This window comes from Tatumella terrea (genome assembly GCF_039523755.1).
GTDB classification, from domain to species: Bacteria; Pseudomonadota; Gammaproteobacteria; order Enterobacterales; family Enterobacteriaceae; genus Tatumella; species Tatumella terrea.
The window spans coordinates 201,603-219,129 of the sequence record NZ_BAAAFX010000006.1 but is presented as its reverse complement, the minus strand read 5'-3'; the positions used below and the strand labels follow the sequence as shown (position 1 = coordinate 219,129).

The following is a 17,527-nucleotide window of genomic DNA, read 5'->3' as shown; positions in this document are numbered from 1 at the left end:
TCAGCTCATTGTAGTCGGTTTAATAGTCTGGCCATAGGTAACACGGGGGTTGCCCGCATAATCAGGGCGTGTGTTCACCTGGCTGAATCCGGCGTCTGTCAGTAATGTTCTGACCGCTGCATCCTGCTGCCAGCCGTGTTCCAGTACCAGCCAGCCTCCCGGAAGAAGCCAGTCACGGCTCTTATCGATAATAATCCGTAAATCTGCCAGTCCCCCTTCGTCGGCGACCAGCGCACTCAGCGGCTCAAAACGCACATCCCCCTGCCGGAGATGTTCATCTGTCGCATCAATATACGGGGGGTTACTGACAATGAGGTCAAAACGGGTAGCGGCCAGGGCATCAAACCAGTGGCTTTGCAGAAACCGGCAGTTTTCCAGCGCCAGCAGGGCCGCATTTTCCTGCGCCAGGGTCACCGCTTCTGCAATACGATCCACTCCGGTAACCTGACAATCTGCCCGCTCTTTGCCCAGCGCCAGTGCGATAGCCCCGGTACCGGTTCCCAGATCCAGCACTGCCGAGGGCGTACGGGGGATAAGCTCCAGTGCGACTTCAACCAGAACTTCCGTATCCGGCCGGGGGATCAGGGTGCTGTTATTCACTTTTAACGGCAACGACCAGAATTCACGTTCCCCCAGCAGATGTGCCACCGGTTCCCCTGCCTGGCGACGCTGCAACAGCCCCGCCAGCGTGGATAACTGGGCATCCGTCAGCCGGGTATCGTCAAAGGCGATGATCCAGCTGCGGGGTTTGCCGAGCACAAAGCCCAGCAATATTTCAGCATCCCGTTTCGGGCTGTCACTCTGAGCTAAAACACTCCGGCTCTGTGTCAGCCACTCACGTATAAGCATTAGTCCTGGCCTGCCAGTGCGGCCAGCTGATCGGCCTGATATTCCTGAACAATAGGCTCTATCAGGCTATCGAGTTTCCCTTCCATCGTTTCATCCAGACGGTAGATAGTCAGGTTGATACGGTGGTCGGTCACACGGCCTTGCGGGAAGTTATAGGTACGGATACGGTCAGAACGGTCACCGCTGCCCAGCAGGTTACGGCGTGCAGAAGCTTCCGCTTCATGACGTTTGGCCATTTCGGCGGCATGGATACGTGCGCCCAGCACCGACAAGGCTTTCGCTTTGTTTTTATGCTGTGAACGCTCGTCCTGACACTCCACCACGATGCCGGTCGGTAAGTGGGTAATACGGATGGCCGAGTCGGTGGTGTTAACGTGCTGTCCGCCTGCGCCGGAAGAACGGAAGGTATCGATTTTCAGATCCGACGGATTGATATCCGGTAATTCGGCGTCCGGGATTTCCGGCATGATGGCCACGGTACAGGCCGAGGTGTGGATACGCCCCTGCGATTCGGTCTCCGGCACACGCTGAACACGGTGACCGCCGGACTCAAATTTCAGTCGTCCGTAAGCACCGTCACCGACGATTTTAGCGATCACTTCTTTATAACCGCCGTGTTCACCGTCACTGGCGCTGACAATCTCTACCCGCCAGCGGCGGGTTTCAGCATAACGGCTGTACATACGGAACAGGTCACCGGCAAAGAGTGCCGCTTCATCGCCGCCGGTACCGGCACGGACTTCGACAAAGCACGGACGTTCATCGTCAGGATCTTTCGGCAGTAAAAGGACCTGCAGGTCCTGTTCCAGCACCAGACTTTGGGCTTTGGCCTGCTGTAATTCCTCCGAGGCCATTTCCCGCATTTCCGGGTCATCCAGCATCAGGGTTGCGGTGTCGATATCTTCCTGAACTTGCTGCCACTCACGGAAGCATTTGGTCACATCAGTCAGCTGTGAATATTCACGCGATAAGGCGCGGAAACGCTCCTGGTCGGAGATAACGCCGGCATCACCCAGCAACGCTTCCACTTCTTCATGACGTTCCTGCAGCGCTTCGAGTTTAGCAACAATTGATGTCTTCATGTATTTGAGGTTTATCCAATAACTGAAAAGGGCAACCCGGCATTATTCAATGCCGAGGCTGTCGCGTAAAATTTGCAGGCGTTCGCCATCGCCATCGCGGGCTGCCTGCTGAAGGGATTTGGTCGGGGCATGGATCAAACGGTTTGTCAGTTTATGTGCCAGGTCGTGCAGCACTTTAGTCGCATCCTGCCCTTGCTGTAAGGCCTGCAGGGCACGGGACTCCAGCTCTTCACGAATAAGATCCGCGTGAGAGCGATAATCACGGATGGTCGTGACCGCCGCCTGAGAACGTAACCAGGACATAAACTCGCCACTTTCATAAACGACAATGCTTTCTGCCTCCACGGCAGCGGCCTGACGCTGGGCCATGTTCTGCTCGATGATGGTTTGCAGATCGTCAACCGTATATAAATAGGCATTCGGCAGTTTGCCCACTTCAGGTTCCACATCACGGGGAACCGCGATATCCACCAGCAGCATGGGCTGATTACGGCGGGCTTTCAGCGCCCTTTCCATCATCCCTTTACCGATAATCGGTAACGGACTGGCGGTGGACGAAATAATGATATCCGCGTCCTGCAGACGGGAAGTCAGTTCGCCGATTTCAATCACTTCCGCATCCACCTCATCCGCCAGCACCTGTGCACGCTCCCGGGTACGGTTAGCGATGATCAGTTTTTTGACCTGGTGTTCGCGCAGATGGCGGGCCACCAGCTCAATGGTCTCACCGGCACCGACCAGCAGGACATTGACTGACGAGAGGGATTCAAAAATCTGACGTGCCAGAGTACAGGCAGCGAAGGCTACCGAAACGGCACTGGCGCCGATTTCGGTCTCTGTACGCACCCGTTTTGCCACCGAGAACGTCTTCTGGAACATGCGTTCCAGTTCACTGCTCAGCACATGACCACGTTGCGATTCTGCAAACGCCTTTTTAACCTGCCCCAGAATTTGCGGTTCGCCCAGCACCAGCGAATCCAGCCCGCTGGCGACACGCATCAGATGGCTGACGGCTGCGTTGTCCTGATGCCAGTAAAGGCTTTGACGGACATCGTCTTCCCGTAACTGGTGGTAGTCGCATAACCAGCGGACCAGTTGTTCCTGAATATCCTCATTTTCACCGACACTGAGGTAGAGCTCGGTGCGGTTGCAGGTTGAGAGTACCACGCCACTTTCGACCTGTGGCTGTGATAACAGGCTGTCCAGCGCTTTATCAAGTGTGTCCGGCCCAAAAGATACCCGTTCGCGCAGAGCGACGGGTGCCGTTTTGTGATTGATTCCGAGTGCTAGAAGCGTCATGGCAATTCTGGTTGGGTTGTCCCAATAATGTCAGGGTTATAGAGTTATTCTACAAGATGCAGCAGATCAAGAAAAGCCATACAAAAGCTAAGACAGTAATAAGATTATGCCGAAGACCAGGAATAATCCCTGAATAGCATTGACGGTTAAATAGCATGGCTGTAGCGTTAACCGTTATGCTGTAAGAATATCATGTCCAGGGAGACGACTACGTGAGTATACTGAACCTTCGCCGGGGAGCCTTTTTAGTGCCTCTGGCCAGTCTGTTATTAAGTGCCTGTGCCACCCTGCCATCACAGGGACCGGGCAAAAGCCCTGATTCTCCCCAATGGAAACAACACGTCAATGAAGTGAAACAGGTGCAGGCTTTCCAGACCCGGGGTGCCTTTGCTTATATCTCACAGCGACAGAACGTCTATGCACGTTATAACTGGCAACAGAGTGCCAGTGACCGCTACCGGTTGATCCTGACCAACCCGCTGGGCAGTACCGAAATGCAACTGGATACCCAGGGACAGACCGTGCAACTGGTAGACAATACCGGCAAACGCTATATCAGCAACAATGCCACTAAGATGATTTCTGAGCTGACCGGCATGAATATTCCGCTGGAGAATCTGCGTCAATGGATGCTGGGCCTGCCGGGTACCGCTGACAGCTTTACTCTCAATGATCACTACCAGCTACGTACCGCCACCTATCAGCAGGACGGCCAGACCTGGCATGTGACGATCAATGACTACAAACAGGATGTCACCCCTGCTCTGCCGGCCGACCTGGAGCTGACGGCCGGCAACCTGAGAATTAAACTGCGTATGGATAGCTGGAAACTGCAATGATCACGACCTGGCCTTCTCCCGCGAAGCTGAACCTTTTTCTGTATATCACCGGTCAGCGTGCCGATGGTTACCATGAATTACAGACTTTATTTCAGTTTCTGGACTTTGGCGATACGCTGACGATTGAGGTCACCCAGCGGGGGACTTTGACACTGCATACCCCGTTTGCTGAGGTGGAGGATGAAAATAACCTGATCCTGCGGGCGGCACGGTTACTGAAAACGACCGCTTTAGCCGACCAGCGTATTGATGCCTCTGCCGGGGCCGGGTTTTCGATTGAAAAACGGATCCCGATGGGTGGCGGACTGGGGGGGGGCTCGTCGAATGCGGCTACCGTGCTGGTCGCCCTGAACCGGTTATGGCAATGTGGCTATTCTGCTGAGACGCTGGCGGCACTCGGTCTGCAGTTAGGCGCGGACGTGCCGGTATTTATCGATGGCCATGCTGCCTTTGCTGAAGGTGTCGGGGAGCGGTTACACCCCGCCAGCCCGCCGGAGAAATGGTACCTGGTCGCCCACCCGGGCGTCAGTATCCCTACCCCGGCGGTATTTGGTGATCACGACCTGACCCGTGACACTCCGCGGCGCTCATTAAACCAGCTTATGGATGAACCCTGGCACAATGATTGTGAAGCTGTCGTAAGAAAACGTTTTCGTAAGGTTGATGAATTGCTCGTCTGGCTGTTAGAATACGCGCCGTCGCGCCTGACAGGGACAGGTGCCTGTGTGTTTGCCGAATTCGACACAGAGGAAGCTGCCCGTCGGGTCCTTGAACTCGCTCCTGAATGGATAACCGCCTTTGTTGCCCGTGGAATGAATATTTCGCCGCTGCAAAAACGCTTATCTGAGTGATCAGCGTGTGCGTGACAGTATCACCTGTTCCAGATACTGCACGTATCGCATTTATACACCTGTGTGAATCTTCCCTGTGACACAGCGCAGGGAGTTCTCTGGACGTAAAGCCTGAGGTTTTTCTCGTGCCCGATATGAAGCTTTTTGCTGGTAACGCCACCCCGGAACTAGCGCAACGCATAGCCAACCGCCTATACACTAACCTCGGGGACGCCGCTGTTGGCCGTTTCAGTGACGGTGAAGTGAGTGTGCAGATTAATGAAAACGTGCGCGGGGGTGATATTTTTATCATTCAGTCCACCTGCGCTCCGACTAACGATAATCTGATGGAACTGGTGGTGATGGTAGACGCCCTGCGTCGTGCCTCCGCCGGCAGGATCACTGCCGTTATCCCTTATTTTGGTTATGCCCGTCAGGATCGTCGCGTTCGTTCTGCCCGTGTCCCTATTACGGCGAAAGTTGTGGCTGATTTCCTGTCCAGCGTCGGTGTTGACCGCGTACTGACAGTAGACCTGCACGCAGAACAGATTCAGGGCTTCTTTGACGTCCCGGTGGATAACGTGTTCGGTAGCCCGATCCTGCTGGAAGATATGCTGCAGCTGAACCTGGAAAACCCTATCGTGGTTTCTCCGGATATCGGTGGTGTGGTTCGTGCGCGTGCCGTCGCAAAACTGCTGAACGACGCCGACATGGCGATTATCGATAAACGTCGTCCGCGGGCTAACGTTTCACAGGTGATGCATATCATCGGTGATGTTGCCGGTCGTGACTGCGTTCTGGTGGATGATATGATCGATACCGGGGGCACGCTGTGTAAAGCGGCTGAAGCCCTGAAAGATCGTGGTGCTAAGCGTGTCTTTGCTTATGCAACCCACCCGATCTTCTCCGGTAATGCACTGGAAAACCTGCGTAACTCCGTGATTGATGAAGTAGTGGTCTGTGACACTATTCCTCTGTCACCGGAAATCAAAGCCCTGCCGAATGTCCGTACTCTGACATTATCCGGCATGCTGGCTGAAGCGATTCGCCGTATCAGCAACGAAGAATCTATCTCTGCGATGTTCGAGCATTAATCCTGCATCATCAGAGGTAAAAAACCGGGCCATCAGGCCCGGTTTTTTTATGCCGGCCATCCGCTGCCTGGCATCATTACCCCGGGTCTGCCCTGCCCGCTGACGGCGACAGGACACCCCGTGATCGTTACTTATGACGCGGATGCAGGCGACAGCCGTTATAACGTAACAGGAAATACCGGTCACAGACTTTTTCTCTGCCCCCGACCTGCGCGCCGGTCAGCCACAATAACGCCCCGAGAAAGATAGCAAAGACGGCGCCCCCGGTGGCCAGTTCCGACAGATGCATCGACGGTAGCTGATTCATTACCGCGGCAACGATACCGCCGAGCATGGTGACCATCCCGACCCCCATCAATACATTGCCGATCAACAGTGATTGTTTGTGTTTCATGACAATTCCCCCATCCTTCTGCGGAAAACGTTGAACCGTTAAATAAAATTTTAATTAACAACGTTAAGACACACTGCAACACAGATCACGAAAAAGCGATAAAATGAACATTATGTGCTTTCGGCACAGACCTTTGTACTCCGGCGCGACACACAGTAAACTAGGGGTTTGGAATAATGGCAGAGTATAGATTGTGAGCAGCATTAAACTGATCGTCGGTCTGGCGAATCCTGGTGCGGAGTATGCCGCGACCCGACACAACGCCGGTGCCTGGTATGTGGACTTCCTGGCCGGACGCTATAACCAGTCTCTCAAAGAAGAAGCCAAATTTTATGGCTACACCGCCCGCCTGAATCTGGCCGGAAACGACGTCCGCTTACTGGTTCCCACGACCTTTATGAACCTCAGTGGCAAGTCCGTGGCGGCGATGGCCGCTTTTTATCGGATAGCCCCGCAGGAAATCCTGGTGGCGCACGATGAAATGGATATGCTGCCAGGCGTGGCGAAGTTTAAACAAGGCGGAGGTCACGGCGGCCACAACGGTCTGAAAGATATCATCAGCAAACTGGGCAATAACGCCGACTTCCATCGCCTGCGCATCGGCATCGGTCATCCCGGCGACCGGAATAAAGTGACCGGGTTTGTGCTGGGTAAACCCCCTGCCAGTGAACAAAAACTGATAGATGAGGCGATCGATGAAGCGGCACGCTGTACCGAAGTGTGGCTGAAGGAAGATCGTCTCAAGGCAATGAACCGGCTGCACTCTTTTAAAGCCGGCTAAGGTTCGCCGGAAATCCGCGCCATCGGGGGCGGTTGTGTGTATAATGCGGCAAATTTTTTCTGTTCCGGGGGCAGTCATAAGCGCTGTCACCAATACGTTATAAGGTAACTCAAGCATGGGATTTAAATGCGGTATCGTAGGCTTGCCGAATGTGGGCAAATCCACCCTGTTTAATGCGCTGACCAAAGCGGGTATCGAGGCGGCAAACTTTCCGTTTTGTACGATTGAACCGAACACCGGTGTGGTTCCCATGCCTGATCCGCGTCTGGACAAATTAGCTGAGATTGTAAAACCTCAGCGCACTATCGCCACCACCATGGAATTTGTCGATATCGCCGGTCTGGTTAAAGGCGCCTCCAAAGGTGAAGGCCTGGGTAACCAGTTCCTGACCAATATCCGTGAAACCGAAGCTATCGGTCACGTGGTTCGTTGTTTTGAAGACGACAACATTATTCACGTTGCCGGTAAAGTCAGCCCGGCTGACGATATCGAAGTCATCAATACCGAACTGGCACTGTCTGACCTGGATACCTGTGAACGTGCGATCCAGCGTTTACAGAAAAAAGCCAAAGGCGGCGATAAAGACGCTAAAGCCGAGCTGGAAGTGCTGGAGAAATGCCTGCCACAGCTGGAAAATGCCGGTATGCTGCGTGCCCTGGGGCTGGATGAAGACGAAAAAGCGCTGATCCGTTACCTGAGCTTCCTGACCCTGAAGCCAACCATGTACATCGCTAACGTCAATGAAGACGGTTTTGAGAACAACCCGTTCCTGGACCAGGTGCGTGAAATCGCCGCTCAGGAAGGTTCTGTGGTCGTTCCGGTCTGTGCTTCTGTCGAATCTGACATTGCCGAACTGGACGATGCTGACCGTGATGAATTTATGGCGGAACTGGGCCTGGAAGAACCGGGTCTGAACCGTGTGATCCGTGCCGGTTACTCCCTGCTGAACCTGCAGACGTACTTCACCGCAGGTGTTAAAGAAGTCCGTGCCTGGACCATCCCTGTCGGTGCCACGGCTCCGCAGGCTGCCGGTAAAATCCATACCGACTTCGAAAAAGGCTTTATCCGTGCCCAGACCATCGCCTTCGATGACTTTGTTAATTTCAAAGGCGAACAAGGTGCGAAAGAAGCCGGTAAGATGCGTGCAGAAGGTAAAGAATATATCGTTAAAGACGGCGATATTATGAACTTCCTGTTTAACGTCTGATTCGGTTCTGCTGTCTTATCAGGGTTTACTGACCCGGATTAAGACGGATCAGCCCATAAAATCCACGCACTTGCGTGGATTTTTGTTTTTATGGAGGCCGGGTTTTTCCGGCGCCGGCAGGGGCAGAAATGGGTACAGGGATGCTTAAGGCTTTACTTCAGCATGAAGTAAAGCCTCCGCCAGGAACCTGAGCGAGTCACTGAAGAGCGGTAACCTTTTTGACAGTGTTGCGGCGCAACTCCTCACCTGCCCGCCTGCGCATTTTCAAAATAGCCCCCTGCCGGTGCCCTGCGCGGGATTTTCTTTTCCGGTGATCGGTTATCGCTTAGAACTTGCAACTTCCTGCCGGAACTCGTCCATGATAGCGCGCATATCCTCCAGGCAAGCTGCCGCGGTGGCTCCTGCTTTTATTAACACCGGTTCAGCCTGCGAAAAATAGCGCTCAATCTGCGCCGGTGTTCCTTCGGCTTGTAAGGGGATGGCACAGATCAAAGACGTACCGAAACGCTGTTGCAGCTCGTCCGGATACGTCTCAATCACGTCTGTCGCTTTTAGCACGTTAACCGGGTCTTTGAGAAGTGCGTGGCCGATAGCGTTAGCCAGTTGTAAGGCGTGTTCGTCGTCCAGCTGGTCGCCGATGCTTTTAACCCGCGTGGGTAGCTCCCGCAGAGTGAAGCGATCGGCGTTGCTTACCTTTCTGATATACGCGTTCCAGACTTCGCTGTTCGCCATACAGGAAGCAGAAAGTGCGCAGGTGATTAAAATTACCGCCCGTAGGATCATCGTACTACCTCAAGCATGCGATCAGACGAAAAATAATTTTTGAGCGTACATGCGGCCCCATGATAATACAGCCTTCCGACGCGAAGCCAGGCAGGCGGTTCAGGCGGTTTTCGCTCACCATGAATACGAAATTCCGAACGACCGAAACTCTGGCCGGAAGTCATTTTGAGGATAATGGTCATCGGTCCTTTTGACGTGCTATGTCCGACGATATAATACGTTCCGCGCGGTAGTGGTCCCATACCTCTTACGTGTTGTCGATCCGGGTTGTTCTTGTTGGTCAGGTTGCCGGAATACCCCTTTCCAACTAACTCCCCTTTATGCCATAACTTGCCGGTACTCTGATGGTATGTCCATGTCATAATTTATATTCCTTTATATTGCACTGCTGTCTTTCCCGTTGTCCGGGTGGATGATATTCCCGTCCGGAGAATGACAGGTGATTTCGTCATAGGTCATTTTGACCCCGTGCCTATGGATATCATGCTGATAGCCGGTATCCTTTACATCTTCCTGTATAGCACGACGCTGATAATTCGCGTGCCTTCCGGGAAAGTATTGAAGTATTCCTCTTACTGCCCTGCATGATTAATTCGATAATATTTAAAGGTTTTCCATTGCCGGTAAATTAATAAAAAGACTGACAAAATGAGTAAACCGCTTTTATGAATACAGAGAGTGCAGGCTCTGGCATCGCGGTAATCTTGCTGCCCGGCGGGCCGATAGGGAGGAATACACCGCGTGACAAATCGCTAATCTCTAAGCTACCTTCTTACGGGGCAACGTCTGCGGCTCCTTTAAATTTATCCCGCGTAATATTCCGGACGTAAAGAAGAGACACTCAAGCCTAACTCCATAACTTTATAAAATCACCAATACCTTACTCCTGTTAAATAATTATGGTAAGTCACTTTATATCCTTATCACCATTAAAAAACGAGTTAATAACTCTTATGAATTAATTTTAAAATGATTAATATAAACTGCCACCGTGGCACTTATTTATTTCCCGGATTAAGTAAAGCCCCAGTGCTTCGGCGGCGAGCTATTCACTAAACTGTTCGTCTTTCTCACACTGCTTAATCATATATACAGCGTTAACGGGCACAGGCGATTGCAGGCTGGACTCCACTCCAGACAGGTCTGGCAGCCCAACATCTTCTCCCCGCCCTCAGCAGATATGGATAATTTTCTGATCATGTACATGGGACTTTGCTGCGCATAGCCCGTTATGATCGACAATGTATTACGCCCTTATTGAAAAGCGCAGATTATTAAACGACATGTTTCCGATAATCCTTTTATCAGGGAAACTGGATCCTGTTAGCTAAATGCCTTTTTATTTTTTCCAGAAAAGTGCGAACGGTTTCACCCCGGGGTTCAGGAAAACACTCTCCCTGGCTAAGAATTGCAAAGGTCTTTGTCAGTGTTTCATCATTTAATGACAGTAAATTTTCCGCCTCCTGACAAACGTTAATTGCCTTTTTTGGGTTCTCTATTTGTAAATAACTGTCCGGTACGTCCTCTACTGTTTCGCCAAACAGATCGTAATCCTGACCAAAAACACCCGAATAAGCGTACCAATATTTTTATAATTGTTATTCATTATCAGCCTCAGAAAGATGGATATGGCGTCAGAAGATAATAAGGTTTGCCGTTAAACACGTTGCGAAGTAAAAAAATCCTGACAGAATAAGCCATAATTCGGGTTGTGCTTCCCGGCCTGAAACCCTAACCCAATACGGTTCGGCTCTGCCAGGTCAGCTACTCTCTATTTATCCCTGGCAATCGTTATAAAATAACGGAATACCGCTGCACGATACTGGCGAACACTGCACATTTTTCGATCGCGCCGTTAATTTTTAGCAGTACACTAAGTATCTTCCACCCGTTTTATATCAGCGACGGGACTGTATGCTGCATCTGGAAAATATCACCAATCCACCATGATACCACTGGCTAACCACTGTGCTGTGTTAAGAATTTTCCACTGACTCGCAGGCGTTTCAGCCGTATCTTCAACACCCGTTTTAAGGCTCTCTTCTGTTCTTTTCAATATTCGCGGGTGTTAGTGTCATCTGATATTTGCTACCGTGCGCAATCCTGCTCCGCCCATGAGTTCAGAGACAAGATGCCCCTGTGAAATTTGCTTTCTGTCAACTCATACGGTTAATCAGAGATGTGCCTGACAGCATTTCGGCTGATTGTTGTGAGGATCCTGCGTCGTATCAGACCACTAACCGGCCTGATAAGATACCAGTAAGGGGTAAAACTGCGGAGTGCATCTTTATCCGGACAAAATACCCGGGTTTCTGTCGTCAATAGGGATTTCGTTTCACTGAGTTGATTAAGTGTAAAGCTCAGCACGAGCTTTGCCGTCCCTGCCTCGCTAAATGCGATAAAATCAGCGCCATTAGTGATAATCCTTTGACCATAATCGGCTTTCCAGAATTTGCCGGCCAGGCCAAATATCAGTTCCCGATCACCCTTTTTCTCCAGCAGCGTAAAGTTGTCCATCCCGAAGGGTTGCAGGGAGGACGCAGGCCGGGTATTTCTCATCTTCAGTAACCGGAGCGGTAACTCACGAACCGCTATCGCATACCGAAAGAACCAATCATCCCGCAGGCGAAAATTTAATACTGCGTCCATAATATCCGCCTGCCGTGCCGTTATTTTCAACGTATGTTTCTCGCTGAACTGATAAACGGGCAAATATTTTTCCTTAAGACACATACCATAACCTCTTCGTTTAATGAGCCTATGTAGCCAGAAACGTTACCACGTTTGACCGGCCAAAGAGCGTCAGCAAAGAGTAACTCTTCAGCGAAGATACAGCCGTTCATTTTAAATGACGATGCAGCCAATTCTGTCGGCCTGCAGTTATTATCGGGGCTGACCTGTCCGGCTTGCCATTGTGTTTTCAGACGGACTCTTCATCCTTTCCTGGCGGGAAAAGTGAGAATAACTGTTCGCTATCATTCAGTGCAGAATATTAACTGCCAGGGTATCCGGGTCTTTTCAGATGACACTGTCTGGTAATGATATATCAAGACAACATTTTTCAGGAGATAATTGATACCGACAGATAGCGGCATTTATTTATAGTCCGGTAATACGGGGACTGGCCTGCAGATAACCGGGACACAATATTCAGGCCCCGGACACGGATAGCAGGCAGGTACCTGCTATCGGTCATACTACAGTTGCATCAGCATTTCGTGCCACACCATGCCGCCGTGTTCTGAGTCAGAAGGTTTGATATAGGAATAGCCAAGCTTTTTATAGAAGTCCACATGGTGCGTTTTACACATCAGGTGGATCGTTTGTTTGCCTTTTTCCTTCATCAGGGCGATAAATGCTTCCATCATCAACCGGGCGTATCCCCTCCCCTGATAAACCGGATCGACCACCACCGACATAATGACAACATTTGGTGCATCATCTTCGTGACCGATCAGTTCCTTGAATGCCTCATCCGACATCACAACCTGCCGGGCACAACCGGAGTTAATGAATCCGGTGATTTCGCCTGCCCGCTCTGCACACAAGAATCCTTGCGGATATTGCCGGATACGGGTGGCAATTTTTTCCCGCGTTGCTGCTTCATCGCCTTCATAAGCTTCACTTTCAATCTGAAAGCAGCGATCCAGGTCAGATAAACTGACCTCACGGAAAACAAGACTGGTCATAATATTACCTCTGGTGATTAATTCCGGACGGTCGTATTGTACTGACTTATCATAATGAACCTACTGCATTCTATTCACTTACGGAATGAAAACTATGCATCAGAAGTTACGAGCGCTGGATATGAATTTACTGCTGGTGTTTGAGACAATTTACCGGCACCGGCAAGTCACCTCTGCAGCCAGCGAGCTTGCTATTAGTCCTTCTGCACTGAGCCACGCACTCTCACGGCTCAGGGCGACACTGGGTGACGATCTGTTTATCCGGCAAGGCAGTATGATGCAACCGACCGCCAGGGCACAGGTCCTGGCACCGGGGATTTTTTCGGCACTCAATGCGCTGTCTGATACACTGAAATCGGCGGAAGTTTTTAATCCGCAAACCAGTACTCAGACGTTCCGTTTTGCGGTGACCGATTATACGGCGGCCGTTTTCTTTCCTGCCCTGATCACACGCTTACAGCAGGTTGCACCCGGGGTTTCGGTGAAAACCATCAACTCAACACACAGTGATTCGTTTGAAGACCTTGCGTCCGGAAAAATCGATTTTGCGATTGGTTTTCAATCGACGGAAGCAGTGGATCAGCCACGGACCCGGACCATTGAATGCTTTCGCGATAACTACGTTGTTGCCGTCAGCCGTCGTCATCCCCGTATCCGGGACGCACTCAGCCTGCAGCAGTTTCTCGCCGAAGGGCATATTGTTGTCAATCCCTGGAATGAAGCCCGCGGTGTTATCGACCGCATACTCGACTCTATGAATATTCGCCGACGGATCGTCATTGAACTACCTGGTATGCTGTCTGTGCCTGCGATAGTCGCGGGTTCCGGACTGATTATCACCCTGCCTGAAAAAGCGGTCAGGACACTTTTCCACGCAGAGGATCTTAACTATTTTCCTGTTCCCTTCAGCGTGCCGCCCTACATCCTCAATGTCTGCTATAACAGTGAGCTGAGTGCTTCTCCGGGCCATGACTGGATGCGTACACTTATCGCAGAGGTAACGGGAGAAACCGCGACTTCACCAGAAATGATGATATCGCCTGAGAAATGATTCAGCCGGAGCGGAAGAGAGTGTTTACGCGAAGAGAACCGTTCCCGCGCTATCTGCTGTCGGGGTTATCCGGCGTTTTTTGTGAAGAATGAAACAGGGCCCTGAGGGTCATCGGCATAAAAATAGCATCCTGACCTGCAACGCTAGCCGGTAAGACGGAATGAGAGGAACGCTGAAATACGACCCGCCCTCCCCTGTAAAACACTCGAACCGATGCTCATTCCTTCAGACGACAAGATCTATGAACATATGCATACAGCGAAGCTCGGCCTGAGCGAGCCCGGAAAAATGGTTATCTTCGCCGATCAGTAAGAAGCCATGCTGCTGATAAAATGACTGCGCGTTCGGGGTGGAAGATAAAGTCAGTCGTTTCAATCCACGTTGCTCTGCTTCACTTTTAATCGCTTCGATGATCTTACTGGCACAACCCTTCCCAAAGTAGTCCGGTAGCGTGAAAATAGCCTCTACACTTCCGGCGGCCAGATCCAGATATCCGGTGGCAACAAGACCATTACGGGGGTCTTCTGCCACAAAGAACGGGTTTTGCGTAATCTCTTTCCTGTAATCTTCCGGCATGACATCAGGGGTCCAGGCATTAATCACCGCGGCACTATAAGCGGTTTTGCACCCTTCCCGGATGGCAAGGTTTCTTATATTCCAGCATGCTTCCGCCTCTTCAGCCAGGGCTCGTCTGATTTTCATGGTAATTCCATCTTTAGGTTAGTCGGGTAGTTATATCTATCACAAAACATCGCCAGATTGATCATCTTATTCATCAAAAGCAACGGGTTACAACCGACTGGCAGAGAAACAGCCGCAATGTTATTTTCCCCGAACGAAGGTTAATAAAGAATGCTGCGGCTTATACCAGCGCCCGGATGAAAAATCGGGTCATATTACGACCTGCGGAAATATGCCAGTCAGTTTGGGGGTGAACAGGCTATGTATCGGCACCCGTCCGGGGTAAAAACCCCGGGGGTTACTGTCATGGGGTGTGCGGGCTAATCGTCTCTGCTATCCGGCCGCCCTGCCGGGATAAAGTGAGTTTGCGCCCCGCTGAGGCCACTTCCCCTGCTACCCCGCTCGTTACCGGAAGGTATCATTCAGATCTCTATCTCTCTCTGCCAGCGATGTCTCTGTGGCTGAGTCCGGGACCAATATTCCTGTCAACAGGCTGACCGGTTTTTGCCGGCGTTTTATTACCCTTTAATTTTATCCGTCTGATATATTAGCGAGACGCATGTCTTAACGGGACTGACTGAGTCTCAGTGGCCTTTCGCTGTATTAAATCCCCCGATAAAGACAATATTCTCTTAATAAAGGTGTTTTACGATGGCACTGATCGACGATCTTAAAAAGAAGTATCCTCAGTCACTGGCATGGGCGTTCGGTGACAGTCCTGAAATGGCAGATGAACTGTCTGACCTGGTCTGTCGGGGATTAAAAACCGCATCCTGCGGGTCCCTGTCCGCATTCCGGGAAGACCCTGATGCGCCGCGACCTGGCAGCATCAATATCATCCTTAACGGACAAGATGTACCGGTCTGTGTCATCCGTACGATATCAACCCGTCTGTTACGCTTTTCAGAAGCTACCGAAGCACTGGCCATCAAAGAAGGTGAAGGCGATTTAAGTCTGGAATACTGGCGACAGGAACATAAAGCGTTCTTCACCCGGGAAGGAACCTATTCCGACGATATGGAGATTGTGGCAGAAGAATTTGAAGTTATTAAACTACTGTAATCAGACCCCCGGGGGCTGGTGATTTTCGCCAGCGATATCACTATTTCGCGATACTGGCAGGAATGCCGTGATCCCGGGGGACCTTAAGGAGTTTAAGATGTTTATTCACTATCCTGAGAGGATAGGGGCAAGGGATGAAATTTTTTCTTCACACCTTAATTTACTCAGGAGATATCGTCTGTGAGTCACGAAGCCTTTATGTTGCTGGCCTTAGCCGTCTCAGAACAAGCCTTGCCGGAATGCCTGCCTAACCCCCCGGTCGGGTGTGTGATTGTCCGGGACGGTAAAGTGATTGCCACGGGCTATACCCATGCGCCCGGTTTACATCATGCGGAGATGGATGCCCTGTCCAAAGTGTCAGGTTCGCTTGAAGATTGTGATATGTATGTGACGCTGGAACCCTGTTCGTTTACCGGCAGAACCTCCTCCTGTGCCAGGGCTCTGGTAAAACGCAATATTGGCCGTTTATTTGTTTCTGTGATCGATCCACACCCGCGGAACCAGGGTAAAGGTATCGATATTGTGCGTAAAGATGTACCACGGGTAGAGATCGGGCTATGTGACTCAGAAGTCAGTGCATTCCTTAAGCCTTACCTGGCTTAATCCCTCACGATCGGTCCGGGAGGCTCCCCCGTAATAGGCTTTCCTTATTTACCTCAGTCAGCCGCTGAGTTATCTGTCATGCCCTGCTATACTTCGCTTTTCCCCGGAGGCACTGTCGGCGGTAATCATGGATAGTCAGCCCCCGGGATCTTACTACGACGTCATTTTTACCGGTAAAGGGGAAAGCCGTACCGGGAAACGGTCAGGGAGCCATTATTATGCTAAATAAACATGCCTCCGGGGCGGTCATGATCATCCTGGGCGCCATTTGTTATGCACTGCCGGGCATCATTATGAGTCTGGCCATCGGGCATGGCGCACATATCAGTAATATTATCGCGACTCAGTATCTGTTCTCTTTTATTCTGTTTTTTGTGCTTTCCGAGTTCAGCAGTAATAAAAAAGGCGTGATCTCGCCGAAAGAGAAAGGTATCGCTCTGTTAACGGGAGTGCCGTTATTCGGTGTGACCTACTGTTTTTTCAGTGCCGTGGCCTATGTCGGGGTCCCGACCGCGACTCTGCTGATCATGCAATCTTCCTGGATAGCCCCGCTGATGACGTCGCTTATCAAACGCAGCCGTGTTGCACGGCAGGACATCGTGGCCCTGGTCTGCATCATCTCCGGCGTAGTGATAGCTACCGGCGCGTTTGGTGGCCATGTTACGCTGAATATGACCGGCCTCCTGTGGGGATTATCCGCCGCCTGTTGCTACAGTATGGTGATCCTCTGTTCTTCACAAATCGCAACCAGTAATCGTGTCACAGATAAAGCGAAGTTACTGACTCTGGGAGCTTTTATTACGGCTATCTGTGTAATGAAGGATCACGTCACTATTTCGCCATTTACCACCGACAGTTTCTGGTCACTGCTGACAGCCATGTTCTCTTCTGTATTACCGGTGCTGCTTTTCGGGCTGGGGATGCCGCGGACATCGCAGACACTGGCGGGCATGCTGGTCACCCTCGAGTTACCCGCAGCCTACGTTTTCTCCTATCTGATCCTGGCAGAGAAAATTACGATGTCGCAGATTGTCGGTTGCCTGATTATTGTTATCAGTATGATGATACCTAAAGTCTCTAACGCACTGCGTTACAGGAAAATGCCAAAGGTTCCCTGAACGGTTCCTGCAGGCTGACACGGTCGGGGGAGTGCCGGTAACAATGCACGCCCGGCCCCCTGCTCTCAGCATCGTCGGTCATCTGTTCCGTACATACTACACATCCCCTGCGCGAATATCCCCGTCACAGCGATACGGACTAACAGCCCCTGTCCCCCCGGGAAA

The 17,527-nt window shown here is 51.4% G+C and carries 18 protein-coding genes and 1 pseudogene; 9 read left to right on the top strand and 10 right to left on the bottom strand.

Annotated elements, in window-relative coordinates:
- From prmC to hemA, 3 genes are read right to left on the bottom strand one after another with little or no spacing between them, the layout of a single operon-like run.
- On the bottom strand, window positions 1-849 hold the full coding sequence (prmC, locus tag ABD035_RS04045) for a peptide chain release factor N(5)-glutamine methyltransferase (RefSeq protein ID WP_343867897.1): 849 nt from the start codon (window positions 847-849) through the stop codon (window positions 1-3).
- The gene (prfA, locus tag ABD035_RS04040) at window positions 849-1,931 is read right to left on the bottom strand and encodes a peptide chain release factor 1 (RefSeq protein ID WP_212712393.1); all 1,083 of its coding nucleotides are present in this window, start codon (window positions 1,929-1,931) and stop codon (window positions 849-851) included. The genes prmC and prfA overlap by 1 nt, the downstream gene beginning before the upstream one ends.
- 42 nt (window positions 1,932-1,973) lie before the next feature.
- Window positions 1,974-3,230 (bottom strand): glutamyl-tRNA reductase, encoded by a 1,257-nt coding sequence (hemA, locus tag ABD035_RS04035; RefSeq protein ID WP_212712392.1) that lies wholly within the window; start codon window positions 3,228-3,230, stop codon window positions 1,974-1,976.
- 218 nt (window positions 3,231-3,448) lie between these two features.
- Here hemA and lolB point away from each other — a divergent pair, with 218 nt between their 5' ends.
- From lolB to prs, 3 genes are all read left to right on the top strand, one after another.
- Window positions 3,449-4,069 carry a lipoprotein insertase outer membrane protein LolB gene (gene lolB, locus ABD035_RS04030; RefSeq protein ID WP_212712637.1) on the top strand — a complete coding sequence of 207 codons (621 nt, stop codon included), beginning with the start codon at window positions 3,449-3,451 and terminating at the stop codon, window positions 4,067-4,069.
- A complete protein-coding gene (gene ispE / locus ABD035_RS04025; RefSeq protein WP_343867892.1) occupies window positions 4,066-4,920 on the top strand; it encodes a 4-(cytidine 5'-diphospho)-2-C-methyl-D-erythritol kinase in 855 nt (284 codons plus the stop codon). The genes lolB and ispE overlap by 4 nt, the downstream gene beginning before the upstream one ends.
- Window positions 4,921-5,045: 125 nt before the next feature.
- Complete coding sequence (gene prs, locus ABD035_RS04020) at window positions 5,046-5,993, top strand: ribose-phosphate diphosphokinase (RefSeq protein WP_025901877.1); 948 nt, start codon at window positions 5,046-5,048, stop codon at window positions 5,991-5,993.
- A gap of 127 nt (window positions 5,994-6,120) precedes the next feature.
- On the opposite strand, the gene ABD035_RS04015 is transcribed toward prs, so the two are convergent.
- A complete protein-coding gene (locus ABD035_RS04015; RefSeq protein ID WP_212712390.1) occupies window positions 6,121-6,387 on the bottom strand; it encodes a DUF2583 family protein in 267 nt (88 codons plus the stop codon).
- 193 nt (window positions 6,388-6,580) lie between these two features.
- Between ABD035_RS04015 and pth the strand changes: the two genes are divergently transcribed.
- Both pth and ychF read left to right on the top strand, forming a co-directional pair.
- Window positions 6,581-7,168, top strand: a complete 588-nt coding sequence (gene pth, locus ABD035_RS04010) for an aminoacyl-tRNA hydrolase (protein WP_343867888.1) — start codon at window positions 6,581-6,583, stop codon at window positions 7,166-7,168.
- 115 nt (window positions 7,169-7,283) lie between these two features.
- Entirely contained in the window at window positions 7,284-8,375 is a 1,092-nt protein-coding gene (ychF, locus tag ABD035_RS04005; protein WP_343867886.1) for a redox-regulated ATPase YchF, read from the top strand.
- 318 nt (window positions 8,376-8,693) lie between these two features.
- Here ychF and ABD035_RS04000 read toward each other — a convergent pair whose 3' ends face one another.
- From ABD035_RS04000 to ABD035_RS03980, 5 genes and pseudogenes are all read right to left on the bottom strand, one after another.
- Window positions 8,694-9,158, bottom strand: coding sequence for a hypothetical protein (locus tag ABD035_RS04000; protein WP_343867884.1), 465 nt, complete (start codon window positions 9,156-9,158; stop codon window positions 8,694-8,696).
- Between the two features lie 4 nt (window positions 9,159-9,162).
- Window positions 9,163-9,520: pseudogene (locus tag ABD035_RS03995) on the bottom strand (tlde1 domain-containing protein).
- Window positions 9,521-10,462: 942 nt separating this feature from the next.
- The gene (locus tag ABD035_RS03990; protein WP_343868207.1) at window positions 10,463-10,702 is read right to left on the bottom strand and encodes a contact-dependent growth inhibition system immunity protein; all 240 of its coding nucleotides are present in this window, start codon (window positions 10,700-10,702) and stop codon (window positions 10,463-10,465) included.
- Window positions 10,703-11,327: 625 nt separating this feature from the next.
- On the bottom strand, window positions 11,328-11,807 hold the full coding sequence (locus ABD035_RS03985) for a hypothetical protein (RefSeq protein ID WP_343867882.1): 480 nt from the start codon (window positions 11,805-11,807) through the stop codon (window positions 11,328-11,330).
- Window positions 11,808-12,355: 548 nt separating this feature from the next.
- The gene (locus ABD035_RS03980) at window positions 12,356-12,847 is read right to left on the bottom strand and encodes a GNAT family N-acetyltransferase (protein ID WP_343867880.1); all 492 of its coding nucleotides are present in this window, start codon (window positions 12,845-12,847) and stop codon (window positions 12,356-12,358) included.
- A 94-nt stretch (window positions 12,848-12,941) separates the two neighbouring features.
- Here ABD035_RS03980 and ABD035_RS03975 point away from each other — a divergent pair, with 94 nt between their 5' ends.
- Window positions 12,942-13,898 (top strand): LysR family transcriptional regulator, encoded by a 957-nt coding sequence (locus ABD035_RS03975; RefSeq protein ID WP_343867878.1) that lies wholly within the window; start codon window positions 12,942-12,944, stop codon window positions 13,896-13,898.
- A gap of 225 nt (window positions 13,899-14,123) precedes the next feature.
- On the opposite strand, the gene ABD035_RS03970 is transcribed toward ABD035_RS03975, so the two are convergent.
- Window positions 14,124-14,600 carry a GNAT family N-acetyltransferase gene (locus tag ABD035_RS03970; RefSeq protein WP_343867876.1) on the bottom strand — a complete coding sequence of 159 codons (477 nt, stop codon included), beginning with the start codon at window positions 14,598-14,600 and terminating at the stop codon, window positions 14,124-14,126.
- A gap of 630 nt (window positions 14,601-15,230) precedes the next feature.
- Between ABD035_RS03970 and ABD035_RS03965 the strand changes: the two genes are divergently transcribed.
- From ABD035_RS03965 to ABD035_RS03955, 3 genes are all read left to right on the top strand, one after another.
- Entirely contained in the window at window positions 15,231-15,641 is a 411-nt protein-coding gene (locus ABD035_RS03965) for an ASCH domain-containing protein (protein WP_343867874.1), read from the top strand.
- Between the two features lie 180 nt (window positions 15,642-15,821).
- Complete coding sequence (locus ABD035_RS03960) at window positions 15,822-16,244, top strand: bifunctional diaminohydroxyphosphoribosylaminopyrimidine deaminase/5-amino-6-(5-phosphoribosylamino)uracil reductase RibD (protein ID WP_343867872.1); 423 nt, start codon at window positions 15,822-15,824, stop codon at window positions 16,242-16,244.
- A gap of 218 nt (window positions 16,245-16,462) precedes the next feature.
- A complete protein-coding gene (locus ABD035_RS03955; protein WP_343867870.1) occupies window positions 16,463-17,362 on the top strand; it encodes an EamA family transporter in 900 nt (299 codons plus the stop codon).
- Window positions 17,363-17,527: the final 165 nt, after the last annotated feature.

Excerpts from the sequence above, each read along its gene's own strand:
- prfA (WP_212712393.1), bottom strand. The coding sequence starts at position 1,931 with ATGAAGACATCAATTGTTGCTAAACTCGAAGCGCTGCAGGAACGTCAT.
- ychF (WP_343867886.1), top strand. The coding sequence starts at position 7,284 with ATGGGATTTAAATGCGGTATCGTAGGCTTGCCGAATGTGGGCAAATCC.
- ABD035_RS04000 (WP_343867884.1), bottom strand. The coding sequence starts at position 9,158 with ATGATCCTACGGGCGGTAATTTTAATCACCTGCGCACTTTCTGCTTCC.
- ABD035_RS03970 (WP_343867876.1), bottom strand. The coding sequence starts at position 14,600 with ATGAAAATCAGACGAGCCCTGGCTGAAGAGGCGGAAGCATGCTGGAAT.
- ABD035_RS03985 (WP_343867882.1), bottom strand. The coding sequence starts at position 11,807 with ATGGACGCAGTATTAAATTTTCGCCTGCGGGATGATTGGTTCTTTCGG.
- hemA (WP_212712392.1), bottom strand. The coding sequence starts at position 3,230 with ATGACGCTTCTAGCACTCGGAATCAATCACAAAACGGCACCCGTCGCT.
- ispE (WP_343867892.1), top strand. The coding sequence starts at position 4,066 with ATGATCACGACCTGGCCTTCTCCCGCGAAGCTGAACCTTTTTCTGTAT.
- prmC (WP_343867897.1), bottom strand. The coding sequence starts at position 849 with ATGCTTATACGTGAGTGGCTGACACAGAGCCGGAGTGTTTTAGCTCAG.
- ABD035_RS03980 (WP_343867880.1), bottom strand. The coding sequence starts at position 12,847 with ATGACCAGTCTTGTTTTCCGTGAGGTCAGTTTATCTGACCTGGATCGC.
- ABD035_RS04015 (WP_212712390.1), bottom strand. The coding sequence starts at position 6,387 with ATGAAACACAAACAATCACTGTTGATCGGCAATGTATTGATGGGGGTC.
- ABD035_RS03955 (WP_343867870.1), top strand. The coding sequence starts at position 16,463 with ATGCTAAATAAACATGCCTCCGGGGCGGTCATGATCATCCTGGGCGCC.
- ABD035_RS03965 (WP_343867874.1), top strand. The coding sequence starts at position 15,231 with ATGGCACTGATCGACGATCTTAAAAAGAAGTATCCTCAGTCACTGGCA.
- ABD035_RS03975 (WP_343867878.1), top strand. The coding sequence starts at position 12,942 with ATGCATCAGAAGTTACGAGCGCTGGATATGAATTTACTGCTGGTGTTT.